This is a genomic window from Streptomyces sp. NPDC049837, assembly GCF_040674455.1.
Taxonomy (GTDB): Bacteria; Actinomycetota; Actinomycetes; order Streptomycetales; family Streptomycetaceae; genus Streptomyces.
In genome coordinates this window covers 350,858-373,680 of sequence record NZ_JBFAMP010000004.1, presented here as the reverse complement: position 1 = coordinate 373,680, position 22,823 = coordinate 350,858, and the positions used below count along the sequence as shown (strand labels likewise).

The following is a 22,823-nucleotide window of genomic DNA, read 5'->3' as shown; positions in this document are numbered from 1 at the left end:
GTGCGCAGGCCTTCCTCGGGGTGTCCGCGCCCCGGGTGGTCGTAGGACGGCGGGAGTTCCTGACTCGTCCGGTTTCCGCCGGACTCACAGTGGCGGGACCGCGCCGGATTCTCACCGGGCTTCCTCCCTAGGGCCCTGGGACCCTGTGCCGTCTGCATAGTAGAGGCTGCGCGTATGCTCGCCGCCATGCCGCCCAGCTCACCAAACCCCCAGGACCGGGGTGAAGCGCACATACGGGACCGTGTCCGGGACCGCGGTGACGCCTGCCCGGGTGCGCTGCGGCTGCACCGTGCCGATGACGGCGCGCTCGCCCGACTCCGCGTACCCACAGGTGTATTGACGTCACGTCAGGTCGACGTGCTGGCCGACGCCGCCGACCGGCTCGGCGACGGGCACCTCTCCCTCACCTCGCGAGGCAACATCGAGCTGCGGGGGCTGGGCGAGGGCTGCGGGCTGGGCCTCGCGGACGCGCTGCGGGACGCCGGGCTGCTGCCCGCCTCCGAACGGCACGAGCGCGTACGGAACATGGTCGTCTCACCGCTCGCCGGGGCGGACGTCATGGCCTGGGCGGTGGAGCTGGACGAGCTGGTGTGCGGCGAGGACTGGACGGCGGAGCTGTCGGGCCGCTTCCTGTTCGCCGTGGACGACGGGCGGGGCGACGTCGCGGCCCTGGCCGCCGATGTGACGTTGCTCGCAGCGCCGGACGGCGCCGCCCTGCTCCGGGTCGCGGACCGGACATACCGGGTGGCCGGCGCCGACGCGCCCCGCGCCGCGCTCGCGGCGGCCGAGGCGTTCCTGGCGGCCGCACGCGAGGCGGGCACCGGGGCGTGGCGGGTGCGGGAGCTGCCGGCGGGGCAGGACGTGGACGTGACACGGCACCTGGGGCGGGCGGGCATCACGGCGGAGCCCGTATCGGACTTCGTACGGGTGACGGGCGCACCGGTGGCGCCGGGCGTACTCGGCGACGGCACGGTCTCCGTCCTGGCCCGGCTCGGCCGGGTGACGTCGGCGCAGTTCCGCGCGCTGCTGCCCGCCCGGGAGGTACGGGTCACCCCCTGGCGGGGTTTCGTGCTGCCCGGGTTCGCCGGCCGGGCGGCGGCCGAGGAGCGGCTGCGCGCCCTGGAGGAGGCCGGGTTCATCACCCGTACCGACTCGCCCTGGATCGGCGTCAGCGCGTGCACCGGGCGCCCCGGCTGCGGCAAGTCCCTGTCCGACGTGCGGGCGGACGCGCGGCCCCGCGAGGGCGCTCTGCCCGTCCACTGGTCGGGGTGCGCCCGCCGCTGCGGCCATCCGCAGGGCGTCACGTGGACCGACATGGTGGCGACGGGCGAGGGCGCGTACCAGATGACCGTACAAGGATCGACGAAATGAGCGAGAGCAGAGTGTTCGACTACGAGAAGGACGGGGCGGAGATCTACCGCCAGTCCTTTGCCACGATCCGCGCCGAGGCGGATCTCGCGGACCTGCCGCCCGACGTCAGCCAGGTCGCCGTGCGGATGATCCACGCCTGCGGCATGGTCGACCTCGTCCGCGACCTGGCGTACACGCCGGGCGTGGTGGCCCGGGCCCGCGAGGCGCTGCGCGCCGGGGCGCCGATCCTGTGCGACGCGCAGATGGTCGCGAGCGGCGTCACGCGCAAGCGGCTGCCCGCCGACAACGACGTGATCTGCACGCTCTCCGACCCGTCCGTCCCGGCGCTCGCCGCCGAGCTGGGCACCACGCGCAGCGCGGCCGCGCTGGAGCTGTGGCGGGACCGGCTCGAAGGCTCGGTCGTCGCGGTGGGCAACGCGCCGACCGCGCTCTTCCGGCTCCTGGAGATGATCGAGGCGGGCGCGCCGCGCCCGGCGGCGGTGATCGGCATACCGGTGGGGTTCATCGGGGCGGCCGAGTCCAAGGACGCGCTGGCGGCGTTCCCGGGCCTGGAGCACCTGGTGGTGCGGGGCCGGCGGGGCGGCAGCGCGATGGCGGCGGCGGCGGTCAACGCGATCGCCCACGAGGCGGAGATCCAGGCATGAGCGGCAAGCTGTACGGCGTCGGGCTCGGCCCCGGCGACCCGAACCTGATGACGGTGGCGGCGGTGAAGGCCATCGCGGCCGCCGACGTCATCGCGTACCACTCGGCCCGGCACGGCCGCTCGATCGCGCGCTCGATCGCGGCCGAGCACATCCGCGAGGACCACATCGAAGAGCGCCTGATGTACCCGCTGACCGTCGAGACGACGGATCACCCCGGCGGGTACCGGGGCGCGCTCAACGACTTCTACGAGGAGGCGTCCGCGCGCCTGGCCGCGCACCTGGACGCGGGCCGCACGGTGGCCGTCCTGGCGGAGGGCGACCCGCTCTTCTACGGCTCCTACCAGCACATGCACAAGCGGCTGGCCCACCGCTACGACACGGAGGTCATCCCCGGCGTCACGTCGGTGAGCGCGTCGGCCGCCCGGCTGGGCAAGCCGCTGTGCGAGGCGGAGGAGATCCTCACGATCATCCCCGGCACGCTGCCGGAGGAGGAGCTGACCGCCCGCCTGGCGGCCACGGACTCCGCAGTCGTCATGAAGCTGGGCCGCACCTTCCCGGCGGTGCGGCGCGCCCTGGAGCGGGCCGGCCGGCTGGACGACGCCCACTACGTGGAGCGGGCCACCATGGCCGGCGAACGCACGGGCGCCCTGGCGGACGTGGACCCCGACTCGGTCCCGTACTTCTCGGTGGCGGTGCTCCCGTCGCGCGTCGACTCCGGGCCGGCCGAGCCCGAGCGGGGCGAGGTCGTGGTCGTCGGTACGGGCCCCGCCGGGCCCCTGTGGCTGACGCCCGAGACGCGCGGCGCCCTCGCCTCGGCGACGGACCTGGTGGGCTACACGACCTACCTGGACCGGGTCCCTTCCCGACCCGGCCAGCAGCGCCACGGCTCGGACAACAAGGTCGAGTCGGAGCGCGCCGAGTTCGCCCTGGACCTGGCACGGCGCGGGCGGCGGGTGGCCGTGGTGTCGGGTGGCGACCCGGGCGTGTTCGCCATGGCGACCGCGGTCCTGGAGGTCGCCTCCCAGGACCCGTACCTGGACGTCCCGGTCCGCGTCCTGCCGGGCGTGACCGCCGCGAACGCCGCCGCCGCGAAGGCGGGCGCCCCGCTGGGCCACGACTACGCGACGATCTCCCTGTCGGACCGCCTCAAGCCCTGGGAGGTGATCGCCGAACGCCTCCGCGCGGCCGCCGCGGCCGACCTGGTCCTCGCCCTCTACAACCCCGGCTCCCGCTCCCGCACCTGGCAGGTCGCCAAGGCCCGCGAACTCCTCCTGGAACACCGCGCCCCGGACACCCCGGTGGTCGTCGCCCGCGACGTCGGCGGCCCGGAGGAGTCCGTCCGCGTCCTGCCCCTCGCGGACCTGGACCCGTCCGAGGTCGACATGCGCACCCTCCTCCTCATCGGCTCCTCCCAGACCCAGGCCGTCCGGAGGACCGACGGCGACACGGTGGCCTGGACGCCCCGGAGGTACCCGGAGGGGTGATCCCGCACCCGGGGCCGGCGTCCCGCCCGACGCCGGCCCCGGGTCCGCCCTGCGGTCAGCGCTGCTGCACGAACGCCCTGCCCTGGTGATCCGCGTCGGCGGAGCACGACCGCTTCTCCGCGTCGGTCATCTTGCGGGTCTTCACGACCACCGCGTTGCTCTTGCCGTCCGTGCCGTTCTTGGCGGGCCCGGTGATGGTGTCCGGGACGAACCAGTAGTAGTGCCCCCACTTGGGGCTGTCGTAGTGGGTCTGCCAGGTGCCGGAGACCTTCTGCATGACCTGCGCGCGGGAGATCCAGCCCACTTCGCCGGGCTTGACCGTCATGTTCAGGGAGCTGCTCTCCGAGTGGGTGCTCGACCAACTGTGGCTGTAACTCGCCGTCACGCTCAGGTCCACTATGCCCGCGATCTTGCCGCCCGCGGTGACGGAGACCCCGAGGGAGTCGGTGGAGCCGACGGTGTCGTCCCACGTCATGCTCTGCGTGGCGTCCGAGCTGGAGCAGTTGTACAGCGAGTCCGACACCTGCCGGAACGCGCCGAGGTACGCCTCCCCGAGCTTCGGCTCGTTGAATGTGCATTTGCCCACGCCCGAGGCGCAGTCCGCCATGAGCTCCCGCTTCGTCGGCTGCTCCCCGGCGGACGCGGGAAGCGCCCCGGCCACCGTCATCCCGCAGGCCACGGCCGTCACGGCCAGCATGCGTCCGCCGTACCGCCTGGCGCGGTTCATCGTCATCTTCTCGTACCTCTCACACGTGCATGGGGGGCCGGCGAACGGACGTACTGACGTACGCGTCGTACGCCGCCTGATGTGCGTGTGATGGTGGCAGTGGTCCACCGAACAGGCTGTGTTTCCCAGCCGAATTGATACGGCGGGGAACCGACGTCCCCTCACCGCCCTCCGCGTGACCCCGTCCATGGCCTCACCTGCCGCGCTTACCAGGCGTCATGTCACGGCCACCCATTTTTCACAGTTCCGCACGAGCCCCCCGCCCTGGACGCTAAGGTTCCGGAACGGTACATGTGTGACGCACCACACACTGTTTCCACCGGCTGCCGGGGTGCGTCCCGAGGCGGCTGTGCATATGGGGGGCCGCATGCACACGATGGTCAAGGGTGCCAACATCGGCCTGTCGTCGCTGAGTTCGGACGTCGGTTCCGTGACGGTGGGGCTGAGCTGGAGCAGCAGCACCGGTGAGGGCGACGCGGACGTGTCCGTGCTCCTGCTCAACGGCACCGGAAAGGTGCGCAGCGACGCCGACTTCTACTTCTACAACAACCCGGTCGCCGACGACGGCAGCGTGCAGCTCCTGGGCAAGACGCCCACCCCCGACGGCAGCGAGGACCGGATCAGCTTCGATCTGGAGGCCGTACCGTCCGACGTCGAGCGGATCGTCGTGGCTGCCAGCCGGTACGACGGAGCGCATTTCGGGGAGCTCGACGACGTCTGCCTGTCGCTCGTCGACGGTTCGGGGGAGGGGCTGGTCCGGTTTCCCGTCGAGGACGCCGGTGTGGTGAGCGCTTTCATCTTCGGGGAGTTCTACCGACGGGCCGGCGATTGGAAGTTCCGCGCCGTGGGCCAGGGATACCACTCCGGACTGGTCGGCCTGGCGACGGACTTCGGTGTCGACATCGAGGACGACACGGAGGAGGCCGGCACGGATACCGGGCCGGAGCCCGGGCCGGAGCAGGAGGCGGCGAGCGGCCCGGTGCCGCCCGTGGCCATGGGACCGGCGCACGTCCCCCCGCCCAGGGCCGCCGGGGCCGCTCCGGCGGGGACGGGCGAGCTTCCGGCGGGAACCGACGGGCCGAGGAAGCCCGCACGGCCGCGTACCGCGAAGAAGAAGGTGACCCTCCCGAAGACCACCAAGAAGTCCCTCGCCGAGAACGAGTCCTGGAGGACCGCCCGGCTCTTCCCCGTCACCGCGCTCAAGAGCGACCGGGAACGCGAGACCCGGGCCACGTCGGTCCTGCTGTCGGTGATGGCTCAGGTCCCGGAGTTCGGCCGGCGTCTCACCGCCGGCTTCGGGGCACCGGCCGGGCGCATGGAGACATTCACGGAAGTGTCCCTGCCGCACGGTGACTCCCCGAGGCGCCCCGACGGCGTCGTCCGCGTCGAACGCGCCGGGAAGCTGTGGACCGCTCTCATCGAGACGAAGACGAACGGCAACCCGCTCAAGTCCGAGCAGGTGCAGGCCTACGTCGACATCGCCGCCCGACGCGGTTACGAGGCAGTGATCACACTGTCCAACGATGTCGCCCTGGAGGGCAGCCCGCTGGTCGACATCAAGATCGACGGGCGGCGCAAGCACAAGGTCGCCCTCTGGCACCTTTCCTGGGCCGAAGTCGCCCACCAGGCCCAGATGCTGATCCGGCATGAAGGTGTGGGCAACGCCGCGCACGCATGGCTGCTGCACGAGCTGCTGCACTACCTCCAGCACGACAACTCGGGGTGCCACGGGTTCCAGAACATGGGATCGGCATGGGTACCGGTGCGGAACGGGATCGACAACGAGACCCTGTGCCAGGGTGACGCACGGGCCACGGAGGTCACCGAGAGCTGGGAACGGCTGATCAGGCAGGTGTGTTTACGGCTCGGCGGTGAACTGGGCCGGAAGGTGCTGCCCGTTCAGCGCGCCAAGCGCGGTACGGATCCCCGTACCCGCCGTGCCGAAATGGCGGACCGGCTCTGCCTGGAGGGACGGTTGCACGCCGAGCTTCGTATGGAGGACACGCAGGGGATCCTCGCCATCACGGCGGATCTGCGCACGGGCAAGCTGCGTACATCGATCGAGCTGCCGGCGGCCGAGCAGGGCTACCCGCTCACCAGAGCCAAACGCCTGATTCGCCAGTTGGCGGCCGCTCCGGCGGACTTGCACATCGAGACACTGGTCGCGGGCCCGGGAGCGGGCCCGAGGGGCACCTTGGAACGGCTGCGTCCCGAACCGGCGGACATCCTGCCTAAGGACGGCGCGGAAATCGTCGGTTTCCGGCTCTCCCTCTTCAAGGGCATGGGAACAGGTCGCGGCTCTGCCGAGAGCGGGTTCATCCGCAGCGTGGACGAGGCCGTGGACCGCTTTCACGCCCAGGTCATCACCCACCTGGACCGACGCGGCGCGCACCGCGTTCAGGCCGAGGAGCCGGTGGCCGACCGCTGACGGCAGTGAGCCGGCCACGGCGGCTCGCCGGGTGGGAACCAAGATCCCTCCTTCGGGGAACGGCAGGTGACTGCCGGACCTGATGGGGGGATTCGTGGTGGAGAGCCGCAGGCGGTCCATGGAGGTTGTGGGGGCGGCGGCGCGGCCGTGGCGTTGGCTGGAGGTGGGTTACCGGTGGGACTGCGGGCTTCCGGGGAGGTGGCCGTGGCGGGCGGGTTGCCGTTCGCGTTCGGGGTGCGGGGGTTCCGGTGTGTGCTGGATGTGCCCGAGGGGATGCGGCCGTGGCGGGACCGGGTGGCCGGGCGGGAGGACGGAGGGGTGCGGGACGGGGACGGGGTGCGGATGTTCCGGTGGAAGGGGCGGCTGTACGACCATCCCGTCGGGCAGATCCAGTACGGGCTGGAGAACCTCGCCGCCTACCGGCGCACCGGGGACACGTTCTTCCTGGCGCGGGCGCGGGCGCAGGCCGAGCGGGTGGTGGCGCGGCGGCACGAGCGGCGGGGGGCGTGGTTCTTCCCGTATCCGTTCGACTTCGCGCACGAGGTGCACACCGGTATCGCCTACGAGGCGCCCTGGTACTCGGGCATGGCCCAGGGCGAGGCACTGAGCCTGTTCGCCCAACTGGCCCAGGTACCGGCCGTTCCGGCGGCGGACCGTGGGCGGTACCGGGCGGCGGCGGACGGGGCGTTCCGGTCGCTGCTGGCGGGGGACGGCGAGGCGCCCTGGGTGGTGGCGCGGGACACGGCTGGGCACCTGTGGATCCACGAGTACCCGATGGACGCGCCGGGCACCTCCGACTACACGTACAACGGCTTCATGTTCGCCGCGCTCGGGCTGTGGGACTACTACGCGCTGACCCGCGACCCGCTCGCCGACGACCTCTTCGACGGCTCCCTGACGACGCTGGCCGCGAACTTCGCGGAGATGCGCAACCCCGGCTGGCTGTCGCACTACTGCCGTACGCACGCCGTGCCGACGGCGTCGTACCACCCCCTGCACGTCGCGCTGCTGCGCCAACTGTCCTGGCTGTCCGGCAGCGAGCTGCTCGCCGCGCAGTCGGACCTGCTGATGGACGACTACCCGGAGCCGTCGCTCGGCGGGGACGGCGGCCGGGTCCACCTCGCGGCGGGCAGGCACACGCTGCGGCGGTACGACGACGACGGCACCCTCACCGGCTCGCGCACCCTGGAGGCGGCCCGCCCCGCCGAGGTCGCGGCCTCGCACCGGGTGCGCGTCAAGGGGAGGGACGTGCACTACCTGCTGACGGAGGGTCCGGGCAGCGGGTGGTACGTGGCCGAGCGGCACCCGGCCGCGTACCTGCGGGGCGAGTGGTGCGCGTCCGACTACCGGCCGGCGCGGCGCGCGCGGTTCCCTGCCGGGGTGAGCGTGGTGTGCCGCAGGGGCAGCGAGGAGCGGACGGTGACGTACCCGCAGGACACGCCCGTGCGCTACGACCGCCGCGCGCTGGTGGACGGCCGCATGATGCTGCGCGCGGTCGACGGGGACGCCGAGGGGTGGTGGGTGCCGAGCGCTCAGCTCGCGTCGGGCTGAACCCGCCGGAGCACCCAGGAGGCCGCCTCCTCGGGCGTCGCGGCCACCGGGACGCCGTCCGGGGCGGGCGGGCGGCGGACGATCACGACGGGGAGGGCGGCCTCGCGGGCGGCCCGGAGCTTCGGGGCCGTCGCCGCGCCGCCGCTGTCCTTGGTGACCAGCACGTCGACGGCGTACCGGCGCAGCACCTCCCGCTCGCCGTCCAGGGTGAAGGGGCCCCGGTCGAGCAGGACCTCCATGCGCGGCGGGTACGGCGGCTCCGGGGCGTCCACCGAGCGGACCAGGAACCAGGCGTCCGTGACGTGGGCGAAGGACGCGAGACCCATCCGGCCCGTGGTGAGGAAGACACGGCGGCCCAGGGCGCGGGCGGTGTCCGCCGCCTCCGTCAGGGTGTCCACCATGTGCCAGTCGTCCCCCTCGACCGGGGCCCACCCGGGACGGCGGAGGGCGAGCAGGGGAACATGGGCGTCGGCGGCCGCACCGGCCGCGTTGCAACTGATCGTGTCCGCGAAAGGATGGGTGGCGTCGATGACCGCGTCCACCTGGTGCTCGCGCAGCCAGCGCGCCAGGCCCTCGGCGCCGCCGAACCCGCCGACGCGCACCTCGCCCGGGGGCAGCCGGGGCGCGGTGACGCGGCCCGCGAGGGAGGACGTGATCCGGGCGGTCCCGTCCTCGTGGAGGGTTTCCGCCAGGCGGCGGGCCTCGGTCGTTCCGCCGAGGATCAGTACGTGCATCGGGGACCGTCCATGACTACGAGTGCGAGCGGGGGGCGCAGCGCCCAACTCAAGCACACCGGCCTCCGGCCCGGCTGGACGACCGGGGCGTGCGCGACGGCGGCGACGACCGCCGCGTACACCGCCCTGCTGACCGGGGACTTCCCCGACCCGGTGACGATCACGCTGCCGAAGGGGCAGACCCCGGCGTTCGCCCTGGCGGCGGAGTCCCTCTCCGGGACGGCGGCCATGGCGGGGATCGTGAAGGACGCCGGGGACGATCCGGACGTGACCCATGGCGCCCTGGTCAGGGCCACGGTGCGCGTCCTGCCCGCCGGCTCCGGTGTGGTCTTCCGGGCGGGTACGGGAGTGGGGACCGTCACCCGGCCCGGGCTGCCGCTGGAGGTGGGCGAGCCCGCGATCAACCCGGTGCCGCGCCAGATGATGCGCGAGCACGTCGCGCGGGTGGCGGCCGCGCACGGCGCCGGCGGGGACGTCGAGATCACCGTGTCCGTGGACCACGGCGAGGAGATCGCCCGCTCGACGTGGAACCCGCGCCTGGGCATCCTCGGCGGGCTGTCGATCCTGGGGACGACCGGGATCGTCGTGCCGTACTCGTGCTCGGCCTGGATCGACTCCATCCGGCGCGGCGTGGACGTCGCGCGGGCGGCGGGCCGCCGCCATGTCGCCGGGTGCACGGGCTCGACGTCGGAGCGGACGGTGACGTCCCTGTACGGGCTGCCCGAGGACGCCCTGCTGGACATGGGCGACTTCGCGGGCGCGGTGCTCAAGTACGTCCGCAGGCACCCCGTCGAACGGCTCACCATCTGCGGCGGGTTCGCCAAGCTGTCCAAGCTCGCGGCGGGGCACCTGGACCTGCATTCGGCCCGGTCCCAGGTCGACAAGGGCTTCCTGGCGGAGCTGGCGCGCGCGGGCGGAGCCGACGAGGAGCTGGCGGCGGAGGTGGCCGGGGCCAACACGGGGCTGGCCGCGCTCCAGTCGTGCGCGGCGGCCGGTGTCCCGCTGGGCGACCTGGTGGCCGAGGTCGCCCGCGACCAGGCGCTCGCGGTGCTGCGGGGCGCCCCCGTCACGGTCGACGTGGTGTGCATCGACCGCGCGGGCGCGGTGGTGGGGCGCAGCGAGCCCAGGGGCCCTCAGCAGATGTGACGGTCGCGCTCCGGCGAGTACAGGTGGCTGTCGCGGAACTGGGTGGCCGCCAGGGTGCGGCCCACGAGGATGACCGCCGTGCGGGTGATGCCCGCCTCCTTGGTGGCCGCCGCGATGTCGGCCAGCGTGCCGCGCAGGATGACCTCGTCGGGGCGGCTGGCCATCGCGACGACGGCGGCCGGGCAGTCGGCGCCGTAGTGCGGGGTCAGCTCCGCGACGACCCGGTCGACGTACCGCGCCGCCAGGTGCAGCACCAGAAGGGCGCCGCTGCGGCCCAGGGTGGCCAGGTCCTCGCCCTCCGGCATGGCCGTGGCCTGCTCGGCGATCCGGGTCAGGATCACCGTCTGGCCCACGGTCGGGACGGTCAGCTCCCGCTTGAGCGCGGCGGCAGCGGCGGCGAACGCCGGGACGCCCGGCACGACCTCGTACGGGATGCCCGCCGCGTCCAGCCGCCGCATCTGCTCGGCGACGGCGCTGAAGACGGACGGGTCGCCCGAGTGGAGGCGGGCCACGTCGTGGCCCTCCTCGTGGGCGCGGACCAGCTCGGCGGTGATGGCGTCCAGGTCGAGGCGGGCGGTGTCGACGAGCCGGGCGTCCGGCGGGCACTCGGCGAGCAGCTCGCGCGGTACGAGGGACCCGGCGTACAGGCACACCCGGCAGGAGGCGAGGGTGCGGGCGCCGCGCACGGTGATCAGGTCGGCGGCGCCGGGGCCCGCACCGATGAAGTAGACGGTCATTCTCAGCCTGCCTGGGGTTTCGTTACGGACCATTGCGTGACCGGCATGGCCTGGCGCCAGCCGGTGAAGCCGCCCACCGGGACGGCGTGCGCGACCGCGAGCCGGACCAGTTCGCCGCCGTGGCGCCGGTACCGGTCGGCGAGCAGCGCCTCGGATTCGAGGGTCACCGTGTTGGCGACCAGCCGCCCGCCCGGCCGCAGCGCCGCCCAGCAGGCGTCCAGCAGTCCGGGCGCGGTCAGTCCGCCGCCGATGAACACCGCGTCGGGGGCGTCCAGTTCCGCGAGCCCGGCGGGGGCGGCGGCGGTGACGACCTTCAGGCCGGGTACGCCGAGGGCGGCGGCGTTGCGGGCGATACGGGCCGCCCGCTCGGGCGAGCGCTCGACGGTGACGGCCCGGCAGGTGCGGTGCGTACGCATCCACTCGATGCCGATCGAGCCGGAGCCGCCGCCGATGTCCCACAGCAACTCGCCGGGCGCGGGCGCCAGCGCGGCGAGCGTCACGGCGCGCACGTGCCGCTTGGTGAGCTGGCCGTCGTTCTCGTACGCCGCGTCCGGGAGCCCCGGCACGGCACCGAGGCGCAGGGCGCCCGGCGCTCGTACGCATGTGACGGCGATGACGTTCAGCGGGTCGCCGGGCGGGTGGGGCCAGTCGTCGGCGGTGCCGTCCAGCCGGTGTTCGTGTGAGGACCCGAGCTGTTCCAGGACGGTCAGGGCGCTCGGTGCGAACCCGCTCTCGCGCAGCAGCGCGGCGACCTCGCCGGGGGTGGCCGCGCCCGCGCTCAGCACCAGCAGCCGCCGCCCGTCGTGCAGGGCGGCCGCGAGGGAGGCGAGGGGGCGCCCGACGAGCGTGACCGTCTCGGTGTCCTCCAGCGGCCAGCCGAGGCGGGCGCACGCGTACGAGACGGAGGACGGGTGCGGCAGGACGTGCAGCCGCTCGGGGCCGACCGTCTCGGCGAGGGCGCGCCCGATCCCGTAGAACATGGGGTCGCCACTGGCGAGCACGGCGACCCGGCGGCCGTCACGGGTGTGCTCAGCGAGCAGCCGGGGGACGGCGGGGCGCAGCGGGGACGGCCAGGCGACACGCTCGGCGGCGCATTCGGCGGGCAGGAGGGCGAGCTGCCGGTCGCCGCCGATGACGACGTCGGCGGCGCGCAGGGCCGCGCGGGAGGCGTCGGCGAGCCCGGCCCAGCCGTCCGCGCCGACGCCGACGACGGTCACGGGCGGTCGGGTGTCGGATACGGGGCCGGGGCTGCTCACGGGCTGGAACCCTACCCGCCGGTCATGGAGCCCTAGGGTCGGGGTCATGACCGACAGGGCACCCGATACGGCGAGCGGGCCGCTCGACCTGACGCTGCTGCGCACGTTCCTGGCCGTGCACCGCTCCGGCTCGTTCACGGCGGCCGCGCGGCTGGTGGGCCTGTCGCAGCCGACGGTCACCGCGCAGATCAGGGCGCTGGAGCGGCAGCTCGGCCGGGAGCTGTTCGCCCGCCTCCCGCGCGGGGTCGCCCCGACGGCCGTCGCGGACGACCTCGCGGCACAGGTCGCCGAGCCGCTGGACGCGCTGGAGGCGGTGACGGGCCGGCCGCCGGGCGAGCGGCCCGCCGAGCCGGTGCGGCTCGCCGGACCGGCCGAGCTGCTGTGCGTACGGGTGCTGCCGGCCCTGGCGCCGCTGACCGGGCGGGGCGTGCGGCTGCGCGTCGGCACCGGTCTGACCGATGAGCTGCTGGACGCGCTGCGGGCCGGCCACCACGACCTGGTGATCGCGACGTACCGGCCGCGCGGCCGGGCGCTGGTGGCGACGCCGCTGATGGACGAGGAGTTCGTACTGGTCGCCGCGCCCGCGTGGGCGGACCGGATCGGGCCCGGACGGGTGGCGGCCGAGGGCGCGGCGGCGCTGCGGGGCGTGCCGCTGGTGGCGTACGCGGAGGACCTGCCGATCACCCGCCGCTACTGGCGGCACGTCTTCGGCACCCGGCTGACCGCCCGGGCCACGGTGACGGTGCCCGACCTACGGGGCGTGCTGGCGGCGGTGGCGGCGGGCGGCGGGATCTCCGTGCTGCCGCGCTACCTGTGCGCGGACGAGCTGGCGGACGGGACGCTCGTGGCACTGCTGGCGCCCGAGGACCCGCCGATCAACACGGCCTACCTGGTCCGACGGCCGGGCGCGGTGGACAACCCGCACCTGGCCCTGGTGCGCGACCTGCTGGTGCGGGAGGCGCGCGGGTGGTGAAGCGTTCCCCGGGGCGCCCGGGCTACTTGGCGGCGTGCTCACCGACGTAGAAGAGCAGCCAGACGAACCCGGCGAAGAGGTGCGTGACGAAGACGTAGACGAAGACGCGTAGTGCCACGCCGCGCTCCTTCCAGCGCTCGGTCTCCGTCACGTTCGTCTCCAGAGGTCCGTCGTGGCCCCCAGCGTACGAGGCGCGAAACGGGCACGGCTGCGAGAGCACGTCAAGACATCAACGCCGCTACCCGGAGTCTTCACCTTCGGTACAGGTCCGATGCCTTCGTTTGCCTTATCAGCAGGGCGGAGCCGATGACGAAGAGCGCGATTGCGGCTAGGCCTGCTGGTGGCGATGCGCTCTCGTGCAGGGGCCACGCCCATGGGTAAGGCCGCCGTCCCGGGCCCATTCCGATCAGCGCGCACCCTACGGGGACCATGGCCGCTGCCAGGGGGCCGTACCTTGCGCCGACGACGTTCTGCACCACGAGCCCCACACCGACGTACCCGATCAGGTTACGTGCGACTCCGATCCCCAGGTCGAAGTCGAACCACTGCATCTCGACAAATCCCAATGCCAGAGCGGCCAGGACTGTTCCCGCTGCCAACGTGACCCGGTAGTGAGCCACTGGGCGTACCGCAGCAGCATCCGTCTCCCATGGCGCTCTGTTCACGACGTAGAGAAGTATGCAGGCGGGTACCACGGGCATGACCAGAGGCAAGGGGATTCCGCTGCCCAATCCGCCTAGCAGGGAGGGGATGGGAAGGGCCGAGCCGGCGACCAGCGGGGCGACGATGAAGCAGATCAGCAGAGCGGCAGCGCAGGCGCATACGGCGTGGACACGCATCCACCAGCTCACTCCTTCACTCCTTGAAAGGAGGAAGGTGCGAGGTCCGGCTTGACCGAGCAGTCGAGGATGGACCGCATGTTGCGCTCGAACCAGGCACGCTGCTGAGGCAGTGTCAAGTCCCGGACATTTTCGGCAAGCCGGACAGCGTCGGGATCCCAGTGTTGGAGCAGCTCGTCCTTGGGCTCACCTGCCGTCAGGGAGACCCAGGCATAGATGGCGCTGTGAGCGGCATCACCGGGGTATACCGCCCCAGGTTTCATCGCACAGGCGGGCGGCTCGGACGGGAGTCCGCTCGTGGCCGTGACGGCGCGGACACTGGTCTCGCTGGGATCGGCTTCGCCGAACTCGAGGCGCGAAGCAGGAGTGACGCCTACCGCACGTACACGCTGGTCGGCGTCTTGTGCCCAGCGGACGATGGAGTCCTGCTTGTCATACTGCTCCGGCCAGACACACACCTGGGGAGCTTTACCCGTGCACTTCAGGAGGCTTGGATCCCGCGCCTGAGCCCCCTGGAAACCCAGCGGAACGGCCAGGAGGACCGACCCGGCGGTGCCCAAGGCGACGGCAGAGAAGGCACCCAGCGTAGCCTTCCGCTGTCGAGCGCGAAGAACCGTGGCGAGCACGGCCGCTGCGACTAGGCCGGCCGAGAAGACCACGGTGGCGGCCATGCTGCGGACAGAAGCCGTCTGATCAAGGCCGCAGCATTCGACGATTCCTTGCCCGTTGAGGTGCCGCAGCCACGGCGCCTCGCCCAACGCAGCCGGCCAAAAACCCCAAACATAACCAAAAATGATCATAGCGGCGGCCCCGAGCAGTCGGGGTAGCAGAGGCCCCAGCAGCCAGCCAAGTGCGATGTGGCCTACGACAACGGCGTAGGCAGTGGCCAGAACGGAGAGGCTGGGCAAGCCGGGCGCATCCAGCGCGATGGGTGCATAAGCGGTGAAGGAGGCGAGCAGGCCGAACAGACCGAGCCCCGCTACGGGAGCAAGGTGCATCCCCGCGATGAGCAGCGGATTACGGGCCGGTGCCCAGCTATCTATCCCCGCGCGGAAAATCCTCGATGATTCCCAGGCGGCACAACCACCGCACGCCGAACTGATGAAACCAAGGACGATCAGAGACTGGGTGGTCGCCGACTCCCAGTAGGCGATCGTTGAGTGGGTGTTCTGCATACCGAACCAGAACAGCAACGGAATCAGCACTATCGCGGCCCAAGCGGCTGGACCGGAGCGCAGCAACGTGGCAAGACGCATGGCTCAGACCTCTCCGCGTACGAGGCTGCGATACGCGCTCTCAGCACGTCGCTCGACCGGCACGCCTTCAGGAGCGCGAGCGAAGAACTCCCCTACCGGCCCCTGAAACGTGGCTTGGCCCCGATCGAAAACAATGACCGCATTGTAGATGTCAGCCAGGTCCTCAGTCTGATGGGTGGACACCACAAAACTGACCGAATCTGATAGCTCGGCCAACAGGTCTCGAAAAACTCCACGCTGCACGGGATCGAGTCCAGCCGTCGGCTCGTCCAGCAGAACGACGTCCGCCTCGTGAATGAGTGACTGCGCGATTCCGAGTCGTCGCATCTGTCCGCCGGACAATTCATGGCTGCGACGACCGGCCAGCTCAGCAAGACGTACCTGTTCGAGGGCGCGCGCGGAGCGCTTCCACGCTTCGGCCTTCGACAGCCCCTTCAACCAGCCGGCGTACGCCGCCTGCTCACGTACCGTCAATGACGGTACGGGCTTGATCTGCTGCGGAAGCCAGCCCACCTTCTGCCGGTAGGCCCGACGATGACGCTTGTTCGTCGTGGTCAGCCCCTCCAGCTCAACAGTACCGGTGGACGGGGTCAGCACCGAAGAGCCCAGGGACAACAAGGTGGACTTACCTGCCCCGTTGGGCCCCAGCAGCACTGTGCATCCCACGGGGAACTCCAGCGTCAGCCCATCCAGAACAGACACTCCGGCACGGTAAGCGAATGAGCAATCAATGAATCGCAGCGGCACAACACGTCCAGAAGATCAGCGCGAAAGGCGACGAGCGGGAAACAGGGCGCCCGGCCCGTTCCTGACCGAGCGCCTTGCCATCAGTATTTGACAACTACACTGGACACGGTGAGCGCAGCGAAAGGCTGGTCATAGCCGTTCATGTTCGAGTAATTGAAGTAGTACTTCCCGGCCGAGACGTCACCGAAGCTGGATGTGTCGCAATAGTTGTTGTCCCGGGCGACCACGGGGTCCGGCAGATTCGCGCGCTCCTTCTTCAACTGGAGGCCCGCATACCGGAAGGTGCCGTGACTCGCCGAGCAACCAGAGAACTTGACAGTCGTTGCTACATTGTCGCGGTTGCTGTCTGACCAGTGACGCGACTCCTTGCCCGTCAGCCATCCCCCAATTGAGCTGCTCCAGCTACCCTCGGCGAAAGCGGGGCCGATACCCAGACTGACCGTGATCACAACCCCCGCAGCAACAGTCGCCGCTCTACCCGTCTTGCGCATGTTCCCCCTCCGAGTTCCGCCCACCCAGCCGGTCGCGCCGGGTGGATGATCAGTGGCAGATGCCGTGTTGCGCGATGATCATACGACCACCCAGGTCCATCAGCACAGAGTTTTCGTTCGATTTAAGAGGGGTCAGAGATTCCGTTTAATCCCGCATCGATCGGTCGGCATTCTTCCGGATCCCGGAGAAACCACTCCAAGCTTCGACAGGCATTGAATGTGCGCCACTCTTTTCAAATTCAACAAGCGAGAGTCCGCACCCTGCTCCACCAAGTGAGACCGGTCCCCCGACGCCACCCAGACGGCGATGGAAGCGAGCCGGCCCGGCCGGTCCTCGTCAAGCTGAAGGACGATGGTTTGGCGCGTGAGCCTCCGTCACCCGGCGGGCCCCATGCTCGGTTGTAGTGGTGTGCGACGACGATAGACGGCCGACACCCCTCGGAGGGATCAGCGGTAGCGTGCCCGGCCGATGGCCGCGGCGGCCGTGAGGGGGACGGTCAGCAGGGCGGCGAGCCAGAACAGGGGCCGGTAGGCGTGCGCCTGGGCGGTGTGGGCGGCGAGGCCGCTGGCCAGGGCGCTGCCCACGTAGAGGGCGACGCCGAACATGGCGACGCCGGTGGCGCGGGCGGTCGGCGACAGGGACGTGGCCCAGGACTGGATCGTGGAGTGCATGAACGACCAGCCGCCGCCGAGCAGCAGGGCCACCACGACGAGCGCCGCCGTGGCCTGGCTGTACCCGGCGACCAGGTAGGCGACGGCCATCTGGACGCCGCCGGCCACGATGAGGCCCACCGGGGTCCACTTGCCGACCAGGCGCTTGACCACCTGGGCCGCCGCCATCGAGCCGACCCCGTACAGCGCGGCGACCGCGCCGGCCAGCGTGGTCGGCACCCCCCGGGCCTCCAGGGCTGGCGCCAGGTAGGTCAGGAAGCCCAGCAGCACGGCCCCCTCCAGCAGGGCGACCGCCATGACGAACCACTGCCACCCCGAGCCGAGGACGGTCCGGAAGGGGGCCAGCAGGGAGCCGGGGCGCTCGCGCTCGGGCTCCGGCAGGCGGCGCAGCGCCACCGCGAGGTACGCGGCGAGCAGGCCGGGCAGCGCGAACACCAGCCGCCAGCTCAGGTAGTGCGCCAGGACCCCGGCGACCAGCGTGGCCACGGCGGTGCCCAGCGCGAAGGCGGTCATCAGCTCGCTGAGCGGGCGCTGCCGGACGGCGGCGGGCACCGTGTCGCCGACGTACGTCAGGGAGGCGGCGATCGACGCGGCGAAGAAGGCACCGGCGACGGCCCGGGCCGCGATCAGCACCGGGGCACTGGGGGCGAGGGCCGAGCAGAGGGCGGCCACGGCCGCGCCGGTCAGCGACACCCGCATCACCCACACCCGCCCCAGCCGGTCGCTGGCCAGGCCCCACACCGGCTGCATCAGGCCGTAGGTGAGGTAGTAGCCGCTGGCCGCGAGCACCACCGTCGGCAGTGGCGCGCCGAGCTGGGGGCCGATGAGCACGAGCATCGGAGCGATGCAGAAGCGGTCGAAGTTGCTGACGAATCCGGCGGTACGCAGCAGCCGCAGGGCGGACCGGGGCAGTGCCGCTACGGCCGGCGGTGAGGCGGTGGTGCCGGTGGTGGTGGTCACGCGGGACGCTCCTTTCGAACGGGGGTCACACCTCCCCACCGGGTGTGGGGAGTTGACTCCAGCTCAGCACCGGGCGCCCCGCGCCGGGCGGCGCAGACTATTACCATCGCTCACAGCCAGCGGGGCCGGTGCGCCGCACGGCACCGGCAGCATGTGGAGGGAGCCCGTGGGGGCGCCCGCGACCCGGAGGACGACAGGCACCATGGCACCCGGCAGGCCGCCGGCCGGCTCCCCGCGCCGCGAGCTGGGGGCGTTCCTGCGCTCCCGCCGGGACCGGCTCGCACCGGGTGACGTGGGGCTGGCGGACGGGCCGGGCCGCCGCACGCCGGGGCTGCGCCGCGCCGAGGTGGCCGAGCTCGCCGGCATCAGCACGTCCTGGTACACGTGGCTGGAGCAGGGCCGGGTCCGCACCTCCGAGCAGGTGCTGCGCGCGGTGGCGAGGGCGCTGCGGCTGGACGCGGCGGAGACCGCCCACGTGCTGTCGTTCGTGGAGGAGAGCCCCCCGCCGGCCGACGCCCCCACCTGGGTGTCGCGCAACCTGCTCAGCCTGGTGCGGGCCATGACCCCGCATCCGGCGGTCGTCCTCGACCCGCACTGGGACCTGCTGGCGTGGAACGCCGGGTACGCCGCACTGCTCACCGACCCGGCGCGGCTCCGGCCCGACCAGCGCAACCTGCTGTGGCTGGTGTTCCACTGGCCGCCCGCCCGGGCCCTGCTCGTGGACTGGGAGCAGGAGGCCCGCACGCTGCTGGGCCAGTTCCGGTCCCGGGCGGCGCGCCGCCCGCAGGACCCCCGGTTCGCGGAGCTGGTGAGCGTGCTGCTGTCCGACCCGGACGCGGCCCGCTGGTACGAGCGGCGGGAGACGGCGGGTTTCCAGCCCTCGGTACGCCACTTCCGGCACCCGGTCGCGGGCGACCTGCGCCTGCGGTACGTGAAGCTGGCGGCGGTGGACGAGCCGGGCCACCACTTCCTGGCGTACCTGCCCGACGACCGGGCCTCCGAGGACGCGCTGCGCAGGCTCCAGGCGCCGCCGGAACGCGCCTGAGCCCCGCCGGCCGTGGGGGCGCCGGCGGGGCCAGGGGACTCAGAACCGAACTCAGCTCGCCAGTACGGCCTTCATGACGGTGCCGGCCGAGACCTCGGCCAGGGCGTCCGCGTGCCGCTCCAGCGGGTAGGTGGTGACCAGGCTCGCCAGGTCGAACCGCGCGGCGAGGGCCGGGAGGAGCCGTACGTACTCGACGAGGTGGGCCCCGGTGAAGGCCCAGGAGCCGATCACGTCGAGCTGCCGGTGCACGATCTGGTGCGGGTTGACCAGGGTGTCCCCGGCGTCGGTGTACTGGCCGACGACCAGGTAGGAGCCGCCCCGCCGGGCCAGTGTCAGGCCCTGGGCGACGGCGGCCGGCACCCCGGCGCACTCGACGACCAGGTCGGCCCCGTCGGGCCCGGCGGCCGCCCGCGCCTCCCGCAGCACCGCCTCCGGGTCGGGGGCACCGACGATGTCCAGGTGCACGTCGCCGATGCCGGCGGCCGCCGCTGCCGCGAGCCGGTTCGCCGGACCGCCGACGATCACCACCCGCGCCGCCCCGGCGAGCTGCGCGAAGGCCGCCGCGGCCAGCCCGACCGGGCCGCTGCCCTGGACGATGACGGTCTCCCCCAGCCGCACCGGGCGCCGCTCGTACAGGGCGTGCACCACGGTGGGGCCCGCGCAGGCCAGGGCCATCGCGGCCGTGGCGGACACCCCGGGCGCCGCCTTCACCACGGTGGTTCCCGGGCGCAGCACGATGTGGTCGGCCCAGGAGCCCGACAGGGCGGTTCCGCCGTCGTCGGTGACCGCCCGGTTCACGCCGTAGGTGCGCCGGTTCTCGCACAGGGTCGGCTCACGGTGCAGCCGGCACGGCGGGCACGTCCCGCAGGCGATGGACGAGGCCCACATCACCGCGTCGCCCACCGCGAGGGGGGCGCCCAGGGCGTCGCGGTCCGCGCCCGCGCCGAGTTCGAGGACGGTGCCGTACCCCTCGTGGCCGAGCACCAGCGGTACCGGAATGGGCAGGTGGCCCTGCTGGAGGTGCAGGTCGGTGCCGCAGACGCCGCCGTGCAGACCGCCGACGACCATGCCGCCCGCCGGCGCCGGGGGCACCGGGAACTCCCGCAGCACGAGCGGTGCGCCGAACTCCTCCAGGACCACGGCCCGGCCGGTGCGCCCCGTCATGCGTCCACCGTCCGCAGCTCCTCGGAGAAGCGGCGCTCCAGGGGCCGCAGCGGGGCGCTGTCGCGGCAGACGACGTAGTCGGGCCGCGGCTCGCCCTGCGGGCGGGGGAGGTTGGCGCAGGAGTTGTACGTGGCGATCAGCAGGCGCCGGGCGAACGGCGACATGTTGGGCGCCGAGCCGTGCACGATCTCAGGGGAGAAGAACACCACGGAACCGGCCGGGCCCTTGGGGCTGGTCATCCCGTACCGGTCGACGTACGCCGCGAGCTGATCGGCTGTCAGGGATATGTCGTCCGGGTCGAGGTGCTGCGCGGACTTCGCGTCCGCCTTGCGCTCGCGGTGCACCAGCCCCTCCCGGTGGGAGCCGGGCAGGAAGATGACCGGGCCGTTGAACTCGTTGACGTCGTCGAGGAAGACGCCGATGTTCACCTGGAGCGGCGCGGGCAGTCCGTCGGCGATCCGCCAGGCGAGGTAGTCCTGGTGCCAGGCCCACTTGTCACCGCCGAACGGCGGCTTGGCGTTGATCTTGAACTGGTAGACGTAGACGTCCTCCGGGAGGAGCTGCCGCACGGGCGGCAGGATGCGCGGGTCGCGGATCAGGCCCGCGTACTCGGGCTGCCGGCGGTGCGAGGCGTACACGGCGCGCACCTGCGTGCCGCCCTCCTCGGTGACGCGGTGCGGCCCGGGGACCTCGCAGTCGCGCGCGAAGGCCTCGCCGAGCTGCCGTACCTCGGCGGGGTCGAGGAGGGATTCGACGAGCAGGAATCCCTTGTCGTGGTATTCGTCCACCTGCTGCTGGGTGAGCTGCATCTGTGCTGTTCCTTCGTTCCGTGGGGGTGGGGGAAGGCGGGGGGCGTCAGCCCATGAAGTGACCGCCGTCGACGATCAGTTGCTGGCCGGTGACGTACCCGCTGCGCGGGCCCACCAGGTACTCCAGGGCGTCGGCGATCTCCTCCGGGCTGCCCGTGCGGCCCTGCGGGATGGTGGCGAGGACCTCCCGGAGCCGCTCGGGGTCGTCCAGGCGGTAGCGCTCGACGACCTCGCGGGTGTCGGTGAAGCCGGGCAGCAGGGCGTTGACCCGGACGTGCGGGGCCAGCTCCAGGGCCAGGCACTTGGTGAGCTGGAGCAGCCCGGCCTTGGCCGCGCAGTAGTTGGCGCCTCCGGGGCGCGGCCGGATCGCGGTGGTGGCGCCGATGTTGACGATGCTGCCCCGCCCGGCCTCCACCATCGCCGGGGCCAGCGCCCGGGTGAGGTGGTAGGGGCCGGACAGGTTGGTGGCGAGGACCTCGTCCCAGTCCTGGTCGGTCATGGCCAGGAAGGGCCGGTCACGGTTGATCCCGGCGTTGTTGACCAGCACGGCGGGCGGCCCGAACCTCTCCAGCACCCGGGCGGCGGCCGCACGGACCTCGGCGGGCCGGGCCAGGTCGGCGCGGAGGGCCACGAGGTGGCCCCCGCCCTCGCGTTCGGCCTCGGCGGCCGCCTTGGCGTCGCCGCGGTAGAGGGCCGCCACCCGGTACCCGAGGGCGATCAGCCGCCGGCTCAGGGCCGCGCCGATGCCCCGGGTGCCCCCGCTGACCACGGCGGTGGGCCGGGTGCCGGGGTCATCGTGCACCGCGCTCACCCCGCGGCCCGGGCGGCCACCACGTCGCCGCGCAGCAGCCCCGAGCCGGCGGGGACGTCGGCCGGGTCGCCGCCGCACTGCACGATCCGGTTGTCGGCGTCGACGAAGACGACGCTGGGCTCGTAGGCGCGCGACTCGGCGTCGCTCATCTCCGCGTACGAGATGATGATCACCCGGTCGCCGGGGCTGATGAGCCGGGCGGCGGCCCCGTTGATGCCGATGACGCCGGAGCCGGCGGGGCCCTCGATGACGTACGTGGACAGGCGGTTGCCGTTCTCGATGTCGACGATGTCGACCTTCTCGCCCGGCAGCAGGTCGGCGGCGTCCATCAGGTCCCTGGCGATGGTCAGGGAGCCCACGTAGTGCAGGTCGGCCTGGGTGACGGTGGCCCGGTGGATCTTCGACTTCATCATGGTGCGCTGCATGTGTGTCGCCTTTTCACGTAGAGGTGTTCAGGGAGTGGGGGGAAGGCCGGCCGGGGACCAGGCGGCGTACTGCCGGCGGCCGTAGAGCAGGGGCGCCGGGGCCCCGGAACGCACCTCGCTGCGCAGCACGTCACCGACGACGATGGTGTGGTCGCCGGACGGGTGCAGGGCGGCGACGCGGCATTCGGCGACCGCGTGCGCGTCCTTGGAGAGCACCGGCAGGCCGGTCGCCGCACCGGGCCGCCAGTCGGTCTGCGCGAACCGGTCGGCGGCGCGCCCGGCGAACGCCTCGGCGGCCCGGCGCCCGGCCGTGTGCAGCAGGTTCACCACGAACGCGCCGCGCGCGGCGAGCACCGGCAGGGTGCGCCCGGTGTGGGCGGCGCACACCAGCAGGCGCGGCGGGTCCAGCGACACGGAGCACAGCGCGGTGCAGGTGAAGCCGTACGGGCGTCCGTCCCCGTCGGCGGTGGTGACCACGGCCACCCCGCCCGGGTGGGAGGCCATCAGCGCCCGGAAGGTGTGCTCGTCGACGGCGGTCCCGTCCGCCACCTGC

At 72.6% G+C, this 22,823-nt stretch carries 22 protein-coding genes and 1 riboswitch; of the genes, 8 read left to right on the top strand and 14 right to left on the bottom strand.

The genetic code is table 11. The annotated features are described in order from the left end of the window. Positions 1-30: 30 nt before the first annotated feature. Positions 31-168, bottom strand: a riboswitch (cobalamin riboswitch). Between the two features lie 6 nt (positions 169-174). The 3 genes from AB0J57_RS13140 to AB0J57_RS13130 are packed head-to-tail and all read left to right on the top strand — an operon-like array spanning position 175 to position 3,499. Then, a complete protein-coding gene (locus tag AB0J57_RS13140) occupies positions 175-1,371 on the top strand; it encodes a cobalamin biosynthesis protein CobG (RefSeq protein ID WP_366128150.1) in 1,197 nt (398 codons plus the stop codon). Then, entirely contained in the window at positions 1,368-2,015 is a 648-nt protein-coding gene (locus AB0J57_RS13135; RefSeq protein WP_366128149.1) for a precorrin-8X methylmutase, read from the top strand. The genes AB0J57_RS13140 and AB0J57_RS13135 overlap by 4 nt, the downstream gene beginning before the upstream one ends. Beyond that, the gene (locus AB0J57_RS13130; RefSeq protein WP_366128148.1) at positions 2,012-3,499 is read left to right on the top strand and encodes a precorrin-2 C(20)-methyltransferase; all 1,488 of its coding nucleotides are present in this window, start codon (positions 2,012-2,014) and stop codon (positions 3,497-3,499) included. The genes AB0J57_RS13135 and AB0J57_RS13130 overlap by 4 nt, the downstream gene beginning before the upstream one ends. A 55-nt stretch (positions 3,500-3,554) precedes the next feature. Here the strand turns inward: AB0J57_RS13130 and AB0J57_RS13125 are convergent, their stop codons facing one another. Further along, positions 3,555-4,232 carry a hypothetical protein gene (locus AB0J57_RS13125; protein WP_366128147.1) on the bottom strand — a complete coding sequence of 226 codons (678 nt, stop codon included), beginning with the start codon at positions 4,230-4,232 and terminating at the stop codon, positions 3,555-3,557. 361 nt (positions 4,233-4,593) lie between these two features. On the opposite strand from AB0J57_RS13125, the gene AB0J57_RS13120 reads away from it, so the two are divergent. Continuing rightward, the gene (locus AB0J57_RS13120) at positions 4,594-6,654 is read left to right on the top strand and encodes a TerD family protein (protein WP_366128145.1); all 2,061 of its coding nucleotides are present in this window, start codon (positions 4,594-4,596) and stop codon (positions 6,652-6,654) included. Positions 6,655-6,828: 174 nt separating this feature from the next. Next, positions 6,829-8,205, top strand: a complete 1,377-nt coding sequence (locus AB0J57_RS13115) for a D-glucuronyl C5-epimerase family protein (protein WP_366128144.1) — start codon at positions 6,829-6,831, stop codon at positions 8,203-8,205. Here AB0J57_RS13115 and AB0J57_RS13110 read toward each other — a convergent pair. Beyond that, a complete protein-coding gene (locus AB0J57_RS13110) occupies positions 8,187-8,939 on the bottom strand; it encodes a cobalt-precorrin-6A reductase (protein ID WP_366128143.1) in 753 nt (250 codons plus the stop codon). The genes AB0J57_RS13115 and AB0J57_RS13110 overlap by 19 nt on opposite strands. Positions 8,940-8,951: 12 nt before the next feature. Between AB0J57_RS13110 and AB0J57_RS13105 the strand changes: the two genes are divergently transcribed. Continuing rightward, entirely contained in the window at positions 8,952-10,085 is a 1,134-nt protein-coding gene (locus tag AB0J57_RS13105; protein WP_366128142.1) for a cobalt-precorrin-5B (C(1))-methyltransferase, read from the top strand. Here the strand turns inward: AB0J57_RS13105 and cobM are convergent. Beyond that, positions 10,073-10,822, bottom strand: coding sequence for a precorrin-4 C(11)-methyltransferase (gene cobM / locus AB0J57_RS13100; protein WP_366128140.1), 750 nt, complete (start codon positions 10,820-10,822; stop codon positions 10,073-10,075). The genes AB0J57_RS13105 and cobM overlap by 13 nt on opposite strands. Before the next feature lie 2 nt (positions 10,823-10,824). After that, the gene (gene cbiE / locus AB0J57_RS13095; protein WP_366128139.1) at positions 10,825-12,078 is read right to left on the bottom strand and encodes a precorrin-6y C5,15-methyltransferase (decarboxylating) subunit CbiE; all 1,254 of its coding nucleotides are present in this window, start codon (positions 12,076-12,078) and stop codon (positions 10,825-10,827) included. A 46-nt stretch (positions 12,079-12,124) separates the two neighbouring features. Here cbiE and AB0J57_RS13090 point away from each other — a divergent pair, with 46 nt between their 5' ends. After that, positions 12,125-13,051, top strand: a complete 927-nt coding sequence (locus AB0J57_RS13090) for a LysR family transcriptional regulator (RefSeq protein WP_366128138.1) — start codon at positions 12,125-12,127, stop codon at positions 13,049-13,051. A 22-nt stretch (positions 13,052-13,073) separates the two neighbouring features. Here the strand turns inward: AB0J57_RS13090 and AB0J57_RS13085 are convergent, their stop codons facing one another. The 5 genes from AB0J57_RS13085 to AB0J57_RS13065 form a co-directional block, all read right to left on the bottom strand. Beyond that, a complete protein-coding gene (locus tag AB0J57_RS13085) occupies positions 13,074-13,202 on the bottom strand; it encodes a DUF6126 family protein (protein WP_366128137.1) in 129 nt (42 codons plus the stop codon). A 696-nt stretch (positions 13,203-13,898) separates the two neighbouring features. Next, positions 13,899-15,146 (bottom strand): hypothetical protein, encoded by a 1,248-nt coding sequence (locus tag AB0J57_RS13080; protein ID WP_366128136.1) that lies wholly within the window; start codon positions 15,144-15,146, stop codon positions 13,899-13,901. Positions 15,147-15,149: 3 nt separating this feature from the next. Beyond that, positions 15,150-15,848 (bottom strand): ATP-binding cassette domain-containing protein, encoded by a 699-nt coding sequence (locus AB0J57_RS13075; protein WP_366128135.1) that lies wholly within the window; start codon positions 15,846-15,848, stop codon positions 15,150-15,152. A gap of 125 nt (positions 15,849-15,973) precedes the next feature. After that, positions 15,974-16,384 carry a hypothetical protein gene (locus AB0J57_RS13070; protein ID WP_366128134.1) on the bottom strand — a complete coding sequence of 137 codons (411 nt, stop codon included), beginning with the start codon at positions 16,382-16,384 and terminating at the stop codon, positions 15,974-15,976. Between the two features lie 447 nt (positions 16,385-16,831). Next, positions 16,832-18,016, bottom strand: coding sequence for an MFS transporter (locus AB0J57_RS13065; protein ID WP_366128133.1), 1,185 nt, complete (start codon positions 18,014-18,016; stop codon positions 16,832-16,834). Between the two features lie 202 nt (positions 18,017-18,218). Between AB0J57_RS13065 and AB0J57_RS13060 the strand changes: the two genes are divergently transcribed. Beyond that, a complete protein-coding gene (locus AB0J57_RS13060; RefSeq protein WP_366128132.1) occupies positions 18,219-19,061 on the top strand; it encodes a helix-turn-helix transcriptional regulator in 843 nt (280 codons plus the stop codon). Between the two features lie 51 nt (positions 19,062-19,112). Here the strand turns inward: AB0J57_RS13060 and AB0J57_RS13055 are convergent, their stop codons facing one another. The 5 genes from AB0J57_RS13055 to AB0J57_RS13035 are packed head-to-tail and all read right to left on the bottom strand — an operon-like array spanning position 19,113 to position 22,819. Further along, positions 19,113-20,225 (bottom strand): alcohol dehydrogenase catalytic domain-containing protein, encoded by a 1,113-nt coding sequence (locus tag AB0J57_RS13055; RefSeq protein WP_366128131.1) that lies wholly within the window; start codon positions 20,223-20,225, stop codon positions 19,113-19,115. Beyond that, positions 20,222-21,034, bottom strand: coding sequence for a phytanoyl-CoA dioxygenase family protein (locus tag AB0J57_RS13050; RefSeq protein WP_366128130.1), 813 nt, complete (start codon positions 21,032-21,034; stop codon positions 20,222-20,224). Before AB0J57_RS13050 ends, AB0J57_RS13055 begins: the two co-directional genes overlap by 4 nt. A gap of 46 nt (positions 21,035-21,080) precedes the next feature. Then, complete coding sequence (locus AB0J57_RS13045; RefSeq protein WP_366128129.1) at positions 21,081-21,836, bottom strand: glucose 1-dehydrogenase; 756 nt, start codon at positions 21,834-21,836, stop codon at positions 21,081-21,083. 5 nt (positions 21,837-21,841) lie between these two features. Then, the gene (gene panD / locus AB0J57_RS13040; RefSeq protein WP_366128128.1) at positions 21,842-22,270 is read right to left on the bottom strand and encodes an aspartate 1-decarboxylase; all 429 of its coding nucleotides are present in this window, start codon (positions 22,268-22,270) and stop codon (positions 21,842-21,844) included. Between the two features lie 27 nt (positions 22,271-22,297). Then, entirely contained in the window at positions 22,298-22,819 is a 522-nt protein-coding gene (locus tag AB0J57_RS13035) for a flavin reductase family protein (RefSeq protein ID WP_366128127.1), read from the bottom strand. Positions 22,820-22,823 lie beyond the last annotated feature (4 nt).

Excerpts from the sequence above, each read along its gene's own strand:
- AB0J57_RS13060 (WP_366128132.1), top strand. The coding sequence starts at position 18,219 with ATGGCACCCGGCAGGCCGCCGGCCGGCTCCCCGCGCCGCGAGCTGGGG.
- AB0J57_RS13105 (WP_366128142.1), top strand. The coding sequence starts at position 8,952 with ATGACTACGAGTGCGAGCGGGGGGCGCAGCGCCCAACTCAAGCACACC.
- AB0J57_RS13130 (WP_366128148.1), top strand. The coding sequence starts at position 2,012 with ATGAGCGGCAAGCTGTACGGCGTCGGGCTCGGCCCCGGCGACCCGAAC.
- AB0J57_RS13135 (WP_366128149.1), top strand. The coding sequence starts at position 1,368 with ATGAGCGAGAGCAGAGTGTTCGACTACGAGAAGGACGGGGCGGAGATC.
- AB0J57_RS13140 (WP_366128150.1), top strand. The coding sequence starts at position 175 with ATGCTCGCCGCCATGCCGCCCAGCTCACCAAACCCCCAGGACCGGGGT.
- AB0J57_RS13120 (WP_366128145.1), top strand. The coding sequence starts at position 4,594 with ATGCACACGATGGTCAAGGGTGCCAACATCGGCCTGTCGTCGCTGAGT.
- cobM (WP_366128140.1), bottom strand. The coding sequence starts at position 10,822 with ATGACCGTCTACTTCATCGGTGCGGGCCCCGGCGCCGCCGACCTGATC.
- AB0J57_RS13080 (WP_366128136.1), bottom strand. The coding sequence starts at position 15,146 with ATGCGTCTTGCCACGTTGCTGCGCTCCGGTCCAGCCGCTTGGGCCGCG.
- AB0J57_RS13050 (WP_366128130.1), bottom strand. The coding sequence starts at position 21,034 with ATGCAGCTCACCCAGCAGCAGGTGGACGAATACCACGACAAGGGATTC.
- AB0J57_RS13070 (WP_366128134.1), bottom strand. The coding sequence starts at position 16,384 with ATGCGCAAGACGGGTAGAGCGGCGACTGTTGCTGCGGGGGTTGTGATC.
- AB0J57_RS13055 (WP_366128131.1), bottom strand. The coding sequence starts at position 20,225 with ATGACGGGGCGCACCGGCCGGGCCGTGGTCCTGGAGGAGTTCGGCGCA.
- AB0J57_RS13090 (WP_366128138.1), top strand. The coding sequence starts at position 12,125 with ATGACCGACAGGGCACCCGATACGGCGAGCGGGCCGCTCGACCTGACG.
- panD (WP_366128128.1), bottom strand. The coding sequence starts at position 22,270 with ATGCAGCGCACCATGATGAAGTCGAAGATCCACCGGGCCACCGTCACC.
- AB0J57_RS13110 (WP_366128143.1), bottom strand. The coding sequence starts at position 8,939 with ATGCACGTACTGATCCTCGGCGGAACGACCGAGGCCCGCCGCCTGGCG.
- AB0J57_RS13125 (WP_366128147.1), bottom strand. The coding sequence starts at position 4,232 with ATGACGATGAACCGCGCCAGGCGGTACGGCGGACGCATGCTGGCCGTG.